This is a genomic window from Sphingomonas sp. Sphisp66, assembly GCF_047324325.1.
Taxonomy (GTDB): domain Bacteria; phylum Pseudomonadota; class Alphaproteobacteria; order Sphingomonadales; family Sphingomonadaceae; genus Sphingomonas.
Map to the genome: position 1 here is coordinate 2,827,593 of NZ_CP168508.1, position 14,987 is coordinate 2,842,579.

13 protein-coding genes are annotated in these 14,987 nt (G+C 67.1%); 5 read left to right on the forward strand and 8 right to left on the reverse strand.

All coding sequences use genetic code 11. The features are described 5' to 3' along the window. Positions 1–121: 121 nt before the first annotated feature. Together ACEN8G_RS13125 and ACEN8G_RS13130 are read right to left on the reverse strand one after the other, a co-directional pair. Positions 122–1,345: a histidine-type phosphatase gene (locus tag ACEN8G_RS13125; protein ID WP_413414110.1), complete on the reverse strand. Its 1,224-nt coding sequence runs from the start codon at positions 1,343–1,345 to the stop codon at positions 122–124. Positions 1,346–1,374: 29 nt separating this feature from the next. Further along, on the reverse strand, positions 1,375–3,912 hold the full coding sequence (locus ACEN8G_RS13130) for a TonB-dependent receptor (protein ID WP_413414109.1): 2,538 nt from the start codon (positions 3,910–3,912) through the stop codon (positions 1,375–1,377). A 286-nt stretch (positions 3,913–4,198) separates the two neighbouring features. Between ACEN8G_RS13130 and rplK the strand changes: the two genes are divergently transcribed. Then, positions 4,199–4,630, forward strand: a complete 432-nt coding sequence (gene rplK / locus ACEN8G_RS13135; RefSeq protein ID WP_183998219.1) for a 50S ribosomal protein L11 — start codon at positions 4,199–4,201, stop codon at positions 4,628–4,630. A gap of 4 nt (positions 4,631–4,634) precedes the next feature. Next, entirely contained in the window at positions 4,635–5,327 is a 693-nt protein-coding gene (rplA, locus tag ACEN8G_RS13140) for a 50S ribosomal protein L1 (RefSeq protein ID WP_413414108.1), read from the forward strand. A gap of 158 nt (positions 5,328–5,485) precedes the next feature. Here rplA and ACEN8G_RS13145 read toward each other — a convergent pair whose 3' ends face one another. The 4 genes from ACEN8G_RS13145 to ACEN8G_RS13160 all read right to left on the reverse strand — a co-directional run bounded on the left by ACEN8G_RS13145 (position 5,486) and on the right by ACEN8G_RS13160 (position 7,344). Then, on the reverse strand, positions 5,486–5,950 hold the full coding sequence (locus tag ACEN8G_RS13145) for a hypothetical protein (protein ID WP_413414107.1): 465 nt from the start codon (positions 5,948–5,950) through the stop codon (positions 5,486–5,488). Between the two features lie 15 nt (positions 5,951–5,965). After that, a complete protein-coding gene (locus tag ACEN8G_RS13150; protein ID WP_413414106.1) occupies positions 5,966–6,397 on the reverse strand; it encodes a hypothetical protein in 432 nt (143 codons plus the stop codon). 45 nt (positions 6,398–6,442) lie between these two features. Beyond that, positions 6,443–6,790, reverse strand: coding sequence for a hypothetical protein (locus ACEN8G_RS13155; protein WP_413414105.1), 348 nt, complete (start codon positions 6,788–6,790; stop codon positions 6,443–6,445). 65 nt (positions 6,791–6,855) lie between these two features. Further along, on the reverse strand, positions 6,856–7,344 hold the full coding sequence (locus ACEN8G_RS13160) for a helix-turn-helix domain-containing protein (RefSeq protein WP_413414104.1): 489 nt from the start codon (positions 7,342–7,344) through the stop codon (positions 6,856–6,858). Positions 7,345–7,605: 261 nt separating this feature from the next. Here ACEN8G_RS13160 and ACEN8G_RS13165 point away from each other — a divergent pair, with 261 nt between their 5' ends. Beyond that, positions 7,606–9,396 (forward strand): hypothetical protein, encoded by a 1,791-nt coding sequence (locus ACEN8G_RS13165; RefSeq protein WP_413414103.1) that lies wholly within the window; start codon positions 7,606–7,608, stop codon positions 9,394–9,396. A gap of 56 nt (positions 9,397–9,452) precedes the next feature. On the opposite strand, the gene ACEN8G_RS13170 is transcribed toward ACEN8G_RS13165, so the two are convergent. Then, positions 9,453–12,065 (reverse strand): TonB-dependent receptor, encoded by a 2,613-nt coding sequence (locus ACEN8G_RS13170; RefSeq protein WP_413414102.1) that lies wholly within the window; start codon positions 12,063–12,065, stop codon positions 9,453–9,455. Positions 12,066–12,471: 406 nt separating this feature from the next. Here ACEN8G_RS13170 and rplJ point away from each other — a divergent pair, with 406 nt between their 5' ends. Then, positions 12,472–12,987, forward strand: coding sequence for a 50S ribosomal protein L10 (gene rplJ, locus ACEN8G_RS13175; protein ID WP_307120305.1), 516 nt, complete (start codon positions 12,472–12,474; stop codon positions 12,985–12,987). 55 nt (positions 12,988–13,042) lie between these two features. Next, positions 13,043–13,420, forward strand: a complete 378-nt coding sequence (gene rplL / locus ACEN8G_RS13180) for a 50S ribosomal protein L7/L12 (RefSeq protein WP_116842077.1) — start codon at positions 13,043–13,045, stop codon at positions 13,418–13,420. A gap of 407 nt (positions 13,421–13,827) precedes the next feature. Here rplL and ACEN8G_RS13185 read toward each other — a convergent pair whose 3' ends face one another. Next, complete coding sequence (locus ACEN8G_RS13185; protein ID WP_413740584.1) at positions 13,828–14,985, reverse strand: hypothetical protein; 1,158 nt, start codon at positions 14,983–14,985, stop codon at positions 13,828–13,830. Between the last annotated feature and the right edge of the window lie 2 nt (positions 14,986–14,987).

Here is a 14,987-nt window from a genome sequence, read left to right on the forward strand (position 1 = left end):
CTTCTCCAGGCGCCTCCTGGATTGCCCCGGCAGTCTCATGGGAGCTTCGCTCGTGCCGCCGGTCCGGCCAGACTGGTCATGGCCGGACCGATTGGCAAGCCATGATTGATCGGAAAGGGTGTCAGCGCAGCGCGGGCGCCAGCTTCGCCTCGAACTGGGCGAGCGTGCACAGGCCCCGGACGCCCCGCGCCGCGCATCCCGGGAGCGCCAGCACCGCACGATAGGGTGCATCGGCCCCGAGTGGCCCGGCGCTGCGGATCTGGCCGAGCGTCTGCGACCGGTAGAGCGCACGGACATAGAGCGCGCCCTTGGCATCGCGCAGCCGCTCCAGCACGATCGCCCCGCCCGGCGCGGGATCGTCGGCGGCGATCCCCGGCACCTGCCAGTGCATGTCGAGCAGCCCACCCAGATTGGCGACATTGGTGTCGTGCCCCGACACGAGCGTCACCGCCGCACCACCGGTCAGTCCCTCGACCAGAATCGGCGCGATGCCGGCGAGGTGCGCCGCAGCGACGTGCGGCGGACGGGCGAGCAGGCGAAACTCGAGCGCGTGGAACGCGGACAGCGCAGCGACATCCCCGGCAGTCGCCCGGCCCCAGCCGACCTCGGCCATCGGCTTGCCCTCGCCATATTCGAGCAACAGGATCTGCGCCGCGGTCGAGGCGCGGTCGAGCCCGCCCTCCAGCTTGGGACGCCTGCCGGCACCGGCGGGAAGGATGCGCGAGGGCGAGGCGGAGACACCGCACCCGCTTGTGGCCACACCACAGAAGATCTTGTCGAGCCGGGTGAGTAGTGGATGGAAGCGCGCCTCCACTGCGGCGATGCCACCCGGCCCGATCGCCGCGGCGAGCTCCGCATTCGCAATGACGGGATCGACGCTGCCGTCGCCCGAGAAGATCGGGTCGTCCTCGCCCTGCGGCCGGTGCCGGCTGGGGATGGCGCAGCCCGGCGCGAGCGCCGCGAGCCAGGCATCGGCGGTGGCAATGGTGCGCTGGTCGCTGTCGGCGACCACGGTAACCGCGCCTTTTGCCGGGCAGCCGGTAGCGGGAAGCACCCCAAGCCGGCGCAACCGCGCACCGTCCCATCCACCAAGCCGGCCGACCGCCTCCGCCCCGTGCGGAGTGAGCCAGCCGGGCGCGACCGGCCAGCTCGGCCAGGGGTCGGCCGCCATGCCCGCGGGCATCGGCGGCGCCTTGGTCGGCGGGCGCACGCCATGCCGCATCAGCAGCACCACGCGGTCCACGGTCAGCCCCACCGGCGGGGCGTCGGCAGCGGGTCCCGCAGGCCCGTTGCCACCCAGGCTGAGCATCAGGGCGACGCCGCCCAGCAGAGTGCGGAACGTCATCGCCTTGCGCATCATCCTTTCCCCTCCGCCTAGAAGTGCAGCTGCACGCCGCCGCGCAGCAGCGCGCCATATTGCTCGCGCTCGACCAGGAACTGCTTGGAGCCGATATAGCGGCGCCACGGCGCGTTGGTCAGGTTCACCGCGTCGCCGAACACCGTCACTTCCGGCATGACTTGGTAGCTGACATGCAGGTCGAGCTGGCCATTGCCGTCGGTGAACTGGTCGCCCGAGGCGGCAGGCAGGTTGAGTGTGTCGAGATAGGACGAGCGATAGTTGAAGGCCAGCCGCGCGGCGATGCCGTACTTCTCGTAGAACAGCTGGACGTTGCCGACATTCTTCGACTGGAAGGCGAGCGGCAGGTCGCCGCGATTGCCGATGCCGTTCGCATGGCCCCAGACATGGGTGAAGTTCGCCGAGACACCGAAGCCGCTCAGCGGACCCGGCAGGAAGGTGAACTGGGTCTGGAGGTTGAACTCGACGCCGCTCAGCGTCTCGCTGTCGACGTTGATCGGCTTGGTGACGAGCGCGCTGGCATAGGTCACGCCGCCATAGACGCCGTTGGTGACCAGGCTGCCGCTCTTGTAGATCGGGTTGTCGATGTCCTTGTGGAAGAAGCCTGCGACGAACAGGCTGTCCGGGGTCGGATAATATTCGATCGAGGCGTCGTAGTTCACCGCGCGATAGGGCTTCAGGTCAGGATTGCCGAGCGCGATCGCCGTCGGCGCGGCACCGCTGTCGACGGTGATGTACGGCGCGAGATCGGCATAGTTGGGCCGGCCGATCGCCGTCGTCAGCGCGCCGCGCAGGAACAGGTTGTGCGCCATCTCGAACTTGGCGTTCAGGCCCGGGAAGAAGTCGGTATAGCCGTTCTCGCCATGGCTGCTGTAGCCATCGGCCAGCGTCGATCCGCTCTGGACGATCTTCGCCCTGATATCGTCGTCGGTATGCTCCACCCGCACGCCCGGGATCAGGGTCAGCGCGCCGAAGCGCAGCGTCGCCATCGCATAGCCGGCGGTGATCTTCTCGCGCACGTCATAGTCACTCGACAGCGAGTCCGCGAGCGTGCCGGCATTGTCGATCGCCAGGACGCCGGGATTGGCGTTGGTATAGGCCAGCGCAGCGGCATAATCGATCCGGTCGCCGAAATGGAACTGGCCGTCATAGAAGCTCGGATCGGCGGCATAGGCGACATTGGTCATCGTCCAGGCCGTGGCGCCGTTCTTGTAGTTCCGCTTGTCCTGGTTGTTCTTCTTGCGGCGGTCGAGATATTTGAAGCCGACCTTGATCGCGCTGTCCTCGCCCACCGAGATCGGCAGCGTATAGTCGAGCCGGCCCTGCCACAGGTCCTCGCTGGCTTGGCGGGTCTCGTAGTTGAACTTGGTCAGCTTGAACTGGCTCGGATCGTCGAACACCCCGGCCGAGGTGCCGCCGGGCGCCAGCGTATAGGGATCGGTGCTGTTGTCGAAGCTCGCGGACACCCCGCCCTTGCTGGTGCCGAAGGTGAACTCGCTGCGGATCGGATCGATCTTCACCGCACGGGTCCAGCCGCCCGAAGCCTCGAGCTTGCCGCCGCCCAGGTCGAACTCGCCGCCCAGCGTGGCCGACTTGGTGTTGTCGTCCTCCTCGCGGCGGCGGACCAGGATCGTGCCGGTCGCCTTCAGCGTGCCGGGAGTGAAGGTGGTGATCGCCAGGCGGTTCTGGTCGCGGGTCTCGTGATCCTGGAACTTCGAATAGCTGGTGCGCAGGTACAGCTTCACGCCGTCGCTCGGGTGCCAGTCGAAATTGCCGACCACGCCCAGCCGGGTGCGGGTGAGATTATAGTCGCGCAGGCCGTTGCCGTCAGGCGTGCCGGCGCTGTTCCACGCCGCGGAGCCCTGGTAATTCTCCGTCTCGATCGGGCGGCGCGAATAATTGACCGAGACCACCGCGCCCAGCGTGTCCGTATGGCCGCCCAGCGTGGCGTCGAGCTCCCACGGCGCCTTGTGGTTCATGTCGTAGCGGCCGATGGCGCCGCGCGCGTCGAAGAAGAAGGGGGTGCGGCTGTCGAAGCCGGTCTTCGTCCGGATATTGACCTCGCCGCCCACTGCATTGGCGTCCTGGCTGGCCAGCAGCGACTTGCTGACGGTGACCGACTGGATCATGCCCGAGGGCAGGTCGTCGAGCTTGACCTGGCGGCCCGCGGGCTCGGGCGCCGGCAGCGTCTGGCCGTTCAGCGTGACGTTGATCAGGTTGGGATCGATGCCGCGGATGATGACGTAGCGGCCCTCGCCCTGGTCGTTGGCGACCGACAGGCCCGGCAGGCGCTTGATCGCCTCGGCGACATTCTGGTCGGGCAGCTTGCCCACGTCATTGGCGTGCAGCGTCTCGACCGTGTTGTCGGCATCGCGCTTCTCCAGGTTCGCGGCGCGCTGGGCAGCACGCTGGCCGGTGACGACGATGTCCTGCGGCGCGTCCTGGGCCCCGGCTGCGGGTGCGGCCTGCTCCTGCGCGAAGGCAGGCGCGGCGATGCTCAGCGCCAGCGCGGCAAGTGCCGGGCGCGCGAGGAAACGGGTCTTGGCGGTGCGCATTTTGGAGATCCCCCCGGGGAGTTGAACGGGGGGCCGGTGCGCCGGAGCGATGACAGTTCGGCGTCATTACCAAAAGTTAATCAAGTCAGTTTGATGACACCGACGCCGGTTCGCACCTCTTCCGCATGGAAGCAATTGCACTGGAACGCAGATTGCGCTAGGGGCGCGCCCTTCCAAAGCAACAGCTACGGAAATCCGCGGGAGGTCGTGTTCGCACGGCCGCTACACCGCTCGACTTGATCAGGGGCCAGAGCCTTCGCGCAAAGGCCCCGCGAAAGAGAGTGACATGGCAAAGAAGATTACCGGCTATATCAAGCTGCAGGTGCCGGCCGGCTCTGCAAACCCCTCGCCTCCGATCGGCCCTGCCCTGGGTCAGCGCGGCGTGAACATCATGGAATTCTGCAAGGCGTTCAACGCCCAGACCGGCGACGTGGAAAAGGGCACCCCGCTCCCCACCGTCATCACCGTCTATGCGGACCGTTCGTTCTCGTTCGAGACCAAGACCCCGCCGGCGACCTATCTGATCAAGAAGGCCGCGAACCTGAAGTCGGGCTCGAAGGAGCCGGGCAAGGTCTCGGCGGGCAAGATCGCCCGTTCGGAGCTGAGCAAGATCGCCGAGGTCAAGATGAAAGACCTCAACGCTAACGATATCGAGGCGGCCACCCGCATCATCGAGGGCTCGGCCCGCGCGATGGGCCTCCAGGTTGTGGAGGGCTAACATCATGGCAAAGCTGACCAAGAAGCAGAAGAGCTGGACCATCGACAGCGAGAAGCTGCACGGTGTGGACGAGGCGATCGCGCTGGTGAAGGCCAACGCCACCGCCAAGTTCGACGAGTCGATCGAAGTCGCGCTGAACCTGGGCGTCGATCCGCGTCACGCCGACCAGATGGTCCGCGGCGTCGTCACGCTCCCGAAGGGCACCGGCAAGACCGTGCGCGTCGGCGTGTTCGCCAAGGGCGCGAAGGCCGATGAGGCTCGCGAGGCTGGTGCCGACGTCGTTGGCGCCGAGGACCTGCTCGAGATCGTCCAGGGCGGCAAGATCGAGTTCGATCGCTGCATCGCGACCCCGGACATGATGGGCCTGGTCGGCCGTCTCGGCAAGGTGCTGGGTCCGAAGGGCCTGATGCCGAACCCGAAGCTCGGCACCGTCACCATGAACGTCGCCGAGGCCGTCAAGGCTGCCAAGGGCGGTCAGGTCGAGTACCGCGTCGAGAAGGCCGGCATCATCCACTCGGGCATCGGCAAGGCGTCGTTTCCGGCGGAAGACCTGCGCGCGAACTTCGACGCGCTGGTCGACGCAGTGGTCAAGGCCAAGCCGTCGGGCGCCAAGGGCAAGTACCTGAAGAAGGTCGCCCTGAGCTCGTCGATGGGCCCAGGCGTGAAGGTCGACGTCGCCGAAGTCGCGACCGTCTGATCCAGCGTTACCGCTGAAAGAACAGGGGCCGGGGGAGCGGATCCTTCCGGCCCTTTTCTTTTGCCCGCGCATTCTTTCTCCCGCGTACGGCGGGCATGAAAAAAGGGCCGAAGACTTGCCTCCGGCCCCTTTTCGCCTCCCCCTTCGAAAGGGGCCGGCTAGACTGTCGGATCGCCTGGCAGGGGCGTTTCCGCCTTCCACACGCTGCGCACGCGCCGCGCCCAGTCATCGACCTTGCGGATCGCGTCCTCGGTCAGCGTGACGATGCCTGCTCGGTTGTCCATCGGATTGGGCGAGCGGACCACAAGCCCGGCGCTTTCGAGCAGGGCGAGATGGCGGATCGCCGTGGTCTGCGGCGCACCGCTGCCGATACAGGCACTGCTCACCGATACCGGGCGCCCCTTGGCGGCTGCCAGATAGAGGTCGAGCAAGATGTCCCAGGTCGGCTCGCGGAACTGGCCCGCGATCTCCCCGAACGCATCGTCGCGCAGCCTGCGGGAGCGGTAGATGCCCTCGACCAGGTCCGCCGCCTTGCCCGTGAAGCTCACGCCGCCCGCCGCCGCCCGGGGCGGAAGCGCCGGACGTTCGCGCAGGCGATACATGGAGTTGTCCGCCTCAGCCATGATGTGCCTCCCTTGTCAGGACCAGGAAGGATCGGCTCCGTAGCGCTTCAGCCGCTGGCGATGCCGCACCGCGCCGATCGCGATCAGCAACGGGCTGGGATAGCTCCATGCCGCGTTCGCGATCGCATAGGACCAGGGCATCAGCGCCGGCGACATGTTGAGCAGATGGGTGATCACCGTGTTGAGCTTCACGGCCGCCAGCCACATCGGCCAGTAGCGTTGTGCGCGAAGCGCGAGCGCCGTGACCGAGAGGAACAGGCACGAATCGACCATCAGCATGCCGATCTCGAGCTGGAAGAAGCGATGCACCCCCATCGAGGGCACCAGGAACGAGACGCCCACTGCCGACAGCAGCAAGGCTACGCCTACCCGCTCGGGTGTACCGCCCCGCGCAAGCGCGTAGAGGCAGCATGTCACCAGCAGGCCCAGATAGACGATCACGTTCATGCGGCATGACCGCACCAGTGAAAGTGCGCCAAGTCAATGCCCCCCTCATGCCGCGACTGCGATCTTGTGCACCAGACCCGGTTTCGGGTCGTCATGCCCGGGCGTCTCGTAGATGTCGCCCTCACCGATCACCTCGTGACGGATGCCGGCACTGCGCAGCTCGCCATGTGCCTTCTTGATGTCCGAAAGCGCACCGAACATCTTGGCCGTGGCGGCACCGACGAAATCGACGGCGTCCTGCGCCTCGAGCGGGTGAAAGGTGCCGTCGGCCCGCGCGGTGAGCACCGCGGTACCCATGGCGAGGATCTTGAGGGCAGCTTCGTTTACGGCGACCTCCGCGGGCTGGAGCGAGCGGGCGATGCGCACAGAAGCGATCTTCTTGGCAGAAGGCATGGGTCCTCCTTCGCGCAGCCACTGCTGCGACGGGATTGATGGTTGGGCTTTGGAAGAGACTCAGGTCAGCCGGTAATGTGCCAGAGCGCACCAAGACCGTTGAGGAAATTGGCCACCGCGATCAGCATCAGCAGCGCGAGGCCGATTATCCACATCAGTCGGTTGAGCGGGTCCAGATCATTGATTTGCCTCCCTTGCCTCAGAAACGGCACCCGAAAGCGATGTTCGGCTTCGGACCGTTTCGGTGGCAATGGAACCTCCGAATGCACCGTTTCGGCAAGGTCTGCCGGCTCGCCCCCCAATTTTTGGGGGGGCATTTCTTCCACCTGAACAGCCGCCGCCGGAGGGGAAGACTCGTGCGATGCAAGGACGCGCGCGGCCTCGCGCCGGGTCGAAACGCCGAGCGTGCGCACTGCTTCCTTGAGATAGCCGTCGACGGTGAGCGGGGAGAGGCCGAGCGCCAGGGCGATTTCCTTGGACGACATGCCGCGCGCGACCAGCCGCAGGCAGTCGCGTTCGCGTGCTGTTAGTTGCTCGATCGTCCCGGTCACCATCGCCGTCTGCTTTTAGCTGACGCGCGCGCGAATCCAACCGAGTTGGTGTTATTTTCAGCCAGCGGGGTCATTGGCCGGGCATAGGAGAAAATGGCCACAGGCGGATGAGAATCCAGCCAAAATGGCATGCCCTCCCACTCTTCGACCATTCGCGATTCCGGGCGCAGCCGAACCGCCATAGCGCGCTTCCTTCCCCCCGACGTAACGCGCATAGTAACGCACGGACAACGAAGGGGGATAGGCGATATGCATAGGGCCCGGATGTTTTTGGCACTTGCCCTGTTCGGGCTTCCCGCAGCCGCCCAGGCGCAGGAGTCGAATCTCCCCGCGCCGGAGTCGGCGATCGTCGTCCAGGGCATGCGCGACCGGCCCAGCAACTGGCGCCAGGCCGAGACCGACCATGTCGTGGTGATCAGCGACGGCAGCGAGAAGGAGCTGACCCGGATCGCCCATAATCTCGAGCGCCTCCATTTCCTGCTCTCGGTGCTGCTCAACCGAGTCGACAAGCCCGACAACACGCTCAAGCTGCGCATCACCCTGGTCGGCGACGGCGCCGAGTTCGACGCGATGGACCTGCGCAACCTGCGTTACTCGCCCGGCCCCTATGCCCGCGCCTTCCCCGAGCCCGCTTATTACGACCCGCGCGAGGACGGCGCCGTGTTCGCCGCGAGTCGCTTCGACCAGAAGGTCCAGCTCGAGCGCGGCCAGTCGCTCGCCGGCATCCTCCCCGACCTGATCCGTGCCACCACGCCCGAGGCGGTCGGCACGCCCGGCGTCTCCGGCGAGAATCCCGGCACGAGCACCGCGCTCGCCTCCAGCTATGCCGGCTCGATCGCCCGGTTCGGCCGCGGCGATCCCATGGCCCTGTCGGTCAACGAGCTGGCGGTGCCGCTGTCGGCGGAAGGGCGCATCTATGCCGGCTATGCGCGCCATTTCCTCGTCACCTATTTCCCGCACGCCTATCCGCGCTGGTATGTCGACGGCTTCGGCGAGGTCTTCGCCACCCTGGCGGTCGAGGGCGATGCCCGGATCGAATATGGCCGGGCGCCCGAGGGCTATCGCAAGATACTCGACAAATATGCGCGCACCCCGGTCGCCGACATCCTCACCGGCCGCAGCCTCGCGGATCGCAAGGCCGGCGAGCGGTGGACACCCTTCCACGCCTGGGCGCTCACCCATATGCTGTTCTTCTCGAACACGCGACGGGGCCAGCTCCACGCCTATCTCGCCACGATCGCAGCGGGCGGATCGATGGAGCAGGCCGCCGCCGCGTTCGGCGACCTGGGCAAGCTGCAGGCCGAGCTCACTGCCTATGACCGCGGCAAGCTGCCCTATGAGCAGATGTCCTATCCCGCCGACCGCGCCGCCGAGCCGATCGTGCGGCGGCTGAGCGAGGGAGAGGCCGCGTTCGTCAAGGGCCGGCTAGAGCTCGGCGCGCGGATCGCGATTCCCCCCGCCTCCACCGACCTGAAGAACCAGAAGCAGCGCAGCGACTCGATCGCCCGCCGCGACGACTGGCTCAGGGGCCTGCGCCGCGATGCCGCGCGCTACCCCGCCAATCTCGATGCGCAGCTGCTGCTCGCCGAAGCCGAATGCCGTAGCGACAATGGTCCGGAATGCGCGGCCGCTGCCGCCAGGGCACTCGCCATCGCCCCGGGCGACAGCAACGCGCTGGCCTGGCAGGGCATCGCGCAGGCCGAGCTCGCCCTCGCCGCCCCGGCCGGCGAGCGCGCCACGAAGCTCAAGGCCGCGCGCGTGACGATCGCCCGCGCCAACCGCACCGACAGCGAGAACCCGCTGCCGCTGCTCGCCTATTATCGCAGCTTCGCCGATGCCGGCGAGGCGGCGCCGGACGTGGCGATCGAGGGGCTGATGAAGGCGGCGGACACCGTCCCCTCCGCCCCAGCCTCCCGGCTGCTGCTCGGCCAGGCACTGGCGAAGCGCGGCAACGCCGTGGCGGCCCGAGCCGCGCTGCTCCCGGTGGCGGACGGCCCCTATGACACCCCCGAAGCGGTGCCGGCCCGCGCGCTACTCGCCGGCCTCAACCCATAGAGAAGGAGCCGGGGAGCAATGCCCCCGGCCCCTTTCCCTTTGGTATCAACCGTAGATCAGAACTGCGACGAATAGGTCAGGAACCACTGCCGCGGCGGGATCGGATAGGCCGAGTAGTTGTTGGTCGCCGAGCCCACCGAGAGCGTCGACACGCCCTTGATGTCGCCCAGATTGGTGACGTTCAGGCTCAGCTTCGCCTTCTGCATCCCGATCTTGTCCGCCGGCAGGTCCACGCCCAGGCTCAGCGAGGCGAGGAAGTAGGAGCCGACGCTGGCGTCGTTCGAGAAGGTCGCATAGCGCTTGCCGACATAGTCGCCGACCAGCTGCGCCTCGACCGGGCCAATATTGAGCGTCGCGACGCTCTTGCTCATCCATTTCGGCGTGCCCGGCAGCTGCTTGCCGCAGGTGGGGACGATGCCGGCATTGGTGCTGCTGGTCGCCACGGTATAGCCGCCGATGCAGGTATCGGTGGCCGCGCCGATGCCGGTCGCCGCCGAACGATAGTCGCTCTGGTACTTGGAGAGGTTGTACGAGAGCGCGTTGTAGAACGAGAAGGCGCGGCCGAAGCGCAGCGTGAAGGCGGCATCGACGCCATTGGTCTTCACGTCGCCGACATTCACCAGCACCGAGGTGCCGCCGGCGATCTGGCCGCCCGCGATACCGCCCGGATTGGTCGAGATCGCCAGCAGGCGGTCGCTGAAGTCGACATGGTAATAGTTGACCTGCGCGTCGAGCCCGATGCCGCCACCGAAGTTGCGGTGCGTGCGCAGGCCCGCCTCATAGGTCCAGCTGCTCTCGGGCTTGCCGTCGGTGGCGAAGGCATTGAACGCCGTCTGGCTGCCGGTGAACCATGGGCCGCCGCCACCAGCCAGATATGCCTGGTACTGGCGCAGGTTCTTCTGGACGTTGAAATAGGCTTCCTCATGCCCGTTGAAGTCCCAGGTCGCGCCGATCGCCGGCAGGAACCACTTCAGCGTGTCGATCTTGCCCTGGGGCAGGCCGCCGGTCAGGCCCGAGAGCGAGCCGAGCTTGGGCTGCACCGGATACCAGCCATTGGCCCATTGCGCGCTGGTCTTGAAGCCGAACTGGACGAGCAGCGGCTCGAACACCTGCCAGGTGTCCTGGACATGGAGCTGCAGATTGTTGATCCGCGCCTCGCCCTGATACTGGGTGAACAGCGGCTGCATCGCCTCGAGCGGGCGGATGTACGGGGTGCTCAGGCCGGGATTGCCGACGGGCACGGCGTACCAGCGGCGCCACTGGGTGGTGCTGTTGTGCTCGAACCAGCCGCCCAGCTCGATCTTGTGGTTGCCCAGGTCGATGTTGAGCGCGGTGATCGCGCCGCCGCGGTCGATGCGATATTCGGTGGTGCGGGTGATCAGGCCCGAGCCGCCGGTCGCCGCGACCAGCGCCGCACCGGCCGCCGCCGCCTGGGCAGCGTTGATGACTCCCGGGCCCGCCGGCAGCGCCGCGCATGCACCTGGCAATACGCCATTGCCGTTCGCACCGAAGCGGCAACGGGGATCGAGGCTCGCATAGTTCGGATCGAGATAGGGCTGCGCGGTCGTGATCGACTGGCCGAGCGGGCCGGCGACGACGCCGGCGCCGTCATTGTGGTGATAGTAGATCGTGTTCGACAGCGTGATGTTGTCGGCGATCTTCGCGTCATAGCGCGCATAGGTGAGATAGTCGGTGCGCTGCGCGTCCGAATAATAGTTGCGGTAGTTGCCGCCCTGCGCCGCCGGCGAATTGCCCAGCGCGTTGATATAGCTGCGATAGCCGGCGAGATCGGAATAGAAGAACGGCTTGGTATAGGGCGTGTAGAGCTGCACCGCGCTGGCGGTCTGCCCGGCCGAGGGCTTGAAGAAGACGGTGGCGTCCTCGTTCGGTTGAGTCATGTCGTTATAGTCGAAATACAGCGTCAGCTTCCCGACCGAATCGTCATGGACGAACTTGGCATTGGCCTGCCAGCCACCCTGCCAGCCGTTGAAGTCCCAGGCCTTGGCCTTCTGGCGGGCAACCGAGAGATAGCCGGCATTGGTGCCGCCGCCGCCCAGATTGCCGGTGTCGACGCGCAGGAAGGTGCGCGAGGTGTTGTAGCTGCCGATCGTCTGGTTGGCGGTCAGGCCGAACGCCTGGGCCGGGTCGGACGAATAGGTCTCGATCGTGCCGCCCAGGTTGCTGTTCGACGCGGTGGCGAGGTCGCCGGCGCCGGTCGCCACGATGACGCGGCCGACATTCTCGGAGATCACCGCGCGCTGCGGCGACAGGCCGTTGTAATTGCCATAGCTCTGGTCGCCGAGCGGGATGCCGTCCATCGTGTAGCCGAGCTGGTTGCCGGCGAAACCGTGGATGAAGATCTGGGCGTTCTGCTCGTTGTTGCCCCAGGGATCGGCGGTGACATAGAGTACGCCGGGCAGGGTCTGGATCGCCTTGAGCGGCGAGACACCGGGCAGGATCTTCTGGATTTCGCTCTGCGAGATCGCCGTGGCCGAGCGGGTCTGCTTCGCGGTGACCAGGATCGCGCCGTCCCCGGCATTCTCCGGCGCGCCTTCTTCGGCGGCAGGCGCGGCCTGGGTCTGGTCCTGGGCCAGCGCCGGCGTCGCCAGCATGGCGGCGGCGAGAACGGCGGCACAAACGGTTGCGCGAAGCGCGTGACGAACGGTCATTATTTCCCCCTGGGATCGCGGCTTCGTTGCGCCGCAGCACGGGCCCCTAGGAGGCGGATGTGGCAGTCTCGCTGCGCTTGTGCGAAACCTCGGCGAAACAAGTGTGAAACCTTGAAGACACCGCAGCGCCTCTTCCTCCGCGGGGCTGCTCGCGCCGATTGACTTATCCACAAATATCGCTATTGGCGCGCCTTCCTCCTTCGGGAGGAGACCGTCCGAGACAGCGAGTGCAGGGAATTTGCCCTGCTTAATCTCTCGCCTAGACGGGGACAGATTTTCACCGGCGGTCCGCAAGCGGAGCGCTCGGGTCATGCCCAGGGATAACCGGGCACGACGATCCTTCCCCTCGGACATTTTGTAACCGGGCGCTTCCCGCAAGGGAGACGCTCATAACGAGGAGACCGGCATGGATCGTTCCCAGAAGGCTGACGCCGTTGCCGAGCTGAACCGCACCTTTGGCGAGGTTGGCGTGGTGGTTATCACCCGCAACCTCGGGATGACCGTCAAGCAGTCGACGGACCTCCGTAACAAGATGCGTGAGGCCGGCGCGAGCTACAAGGTCTCGAAGAACAAGCTTGCCAAGATCGCTGCCGCTGGCACCGATTACGCGGCGATCGCCGACCTGCTTACGGGTCCGACGGCGCTCGCCACCTCGATCGACCCCGTGGCTGCGGCCAAGGTGGCGGTCGAGTTCGCCAAGACGAACGACAAGCTCGAAATCGTCGGCGGCGCAATGGGCACGCAGGTTCTCGACCAGGAAGGCATCAAGGCTCTCGCCTCGCTGCCGTCGCTGGACGAACTGCGTGGCAAGCTCGTGGGCCTTATCGTCGCTCCGGCGACCAAGCTCGCGACCGTCACCCAGGCACCGGCCGCGCAGCTCGCGCGCGTTTTCGGCGCCTATGCGGCCAAGGACGCCGCATAAGCGGACCTTGCAAGCTTATTTTATCCCTAAACATCTGAACTGATTGGAGTTTATCATGGCTGACCTTAACGCGCTTGTTGACCAGCTTTCGGAACTGACCGTCCTCGAGGCCGCTGAGCTCTCGAAGCTTCTCGAAGAGAAGTGGGGCGTCTCGGCCGCCGCTGCCGTCGCCGTTGCAGCTCCGGCTGGCGGCGCTGGCGCCGGCCCGGCTGTCGAAGAGAAGACCGAGTTCGACGTGATCCTCACCGGCGACGGTGGCAAGAAGATCAACGTCATCAAGGAAGTCCGCGCCATCACCGGCCTGGGCCTGACCGAAGCCAAGACTCTCGTCGAGTCGGCTCCGAAGGCTGTCAAGGAAGGCGTCAACAAGGACGAGGCCGAGAAGATCAAGAAGCAGCTCGAAGAGGCTGGCGCGACCGTCGAGGTCAAGTAAGCTTCTTAGCTTCTCGCTACTCAGCGAAACAGATCAGGGCGGTCCGGCAACGGGCCGCCCTTTTCTTTTGGCCATCCAAATCCTCCCCGAGCTTGTCTCGGGGAGGGGGACCGCGCGACGCAGTCGCGTGGTGGAGGGGCAAGCGCAACGTGCCGGGAGCCGGTGCCACTGGCCTCTCCTTGCAAATAGGATTTCACCTGCTGGACTCACCCGGCCGGCCCGACACCCGGCCGCTCTTTGACGCTGTTGGAGAAATAGGATCACGCGCGCGCAAGGATGTTGCGCGGAATGCTACTCGCCATCTGCGCCGTGCACGATGTTCGCGACATTCCGCCCGCGAAAACCCGCTCCAGGCGTGAACTTCGTGGACTTTGGCGAGACGGCACTTGCCGCTGCTATAGGAAGCCTCAGGCCGCCGCCACCTGCCGGGCGACATAGCGATGCGCCGCCAGCGGCCCGCCCGGCGCCGGCCGGTCGAGCCAGATCGGGCCGAGCTTGTCGCCCTGCCCCGCCGTGCCCAGCATGAAGTCCGCGCCGAACCGGCGGACGCTCAGCCCGCCGCGCCAGCGCAGGTCGATCAGCACGATCGGCACGAACATCGGCCGGCCGGAGACCTCGACCACGTTCACGCCGCTGCGCGGGATCGCCAGGCGTATCGGCATGCGCCCGCCACCGCCTGCGGGCAGGTCGAAGGGCGCCCCGCCCGGCTCGCCCGGCGGCCCGCCATGGAAGCCGGCGATCACCGCATCCTGCTGGGCATGCGCGCTCATCGCCGCGAAGGCGATACGGATATTGTCCGCCGATGCACCCGAGAGATTGCCGATGAGCAGCTCGAACTCGAGCACCACCTCGTTCTCGCCAAAGGCGATGCGGTGCGGCCGGAGCGCCAGCTCGAACGGCTCGCCACCCTGCGCGGCCGGCATGGGCGCGGGCACTGGCGCCGGTACCGGGGCGGGAGGCGCCAGGCAGGGCGGCGGCTGGACAGGTCGTGGCGGCGGCGGAGCGGCGACCGGCGCGCTCTCGAATATCTCCTCCTCGTCCTCTTCGCGGCGGCGGCGGAGCAGCAGCCAGCCCCCCAGCCCGAGCAGCGCGACCGCGCCGGCACCGCCCGCTGCCCAGATCCAGGGCGGCGTGGACGATCCGGGTACGGCAACCGGCGCAGCGGTCGCGACTGGCTGCGGGACGGTCGTCGCCTGAACGACCGGTGCGGACGAAGGTACGGCGACCGGCGCGGTGGCCGGGGAAGCCGAGGGCGTCGGCAGGGGCGCAGTACCGCGCTGCTCGGCCGTCGCACGCGCGACCGGCGCGGCCCGCGGCGCTGCGGGGGTCGCCCGCGCGGTCGTTTTCGGAGTCGGCGGGGAAAGCGGCGCGGGCGTCGGGCTCGGTGCGGGCGCCAGGCTGAAACGCTCGGGGATCACGCCCGGCAGCGACTGGAGGCGCTGTGTCGGCACGACCACCGGGCTCGGGCTCGGCGTCGGCGTGTCCTGCGCATGCGCCAGCGGCGCGGCTAGCGTCGCCGCGGCCAGGCCGCACAGCCAGCCAGTCTTGAGCCTCCCTGCGTTCACGG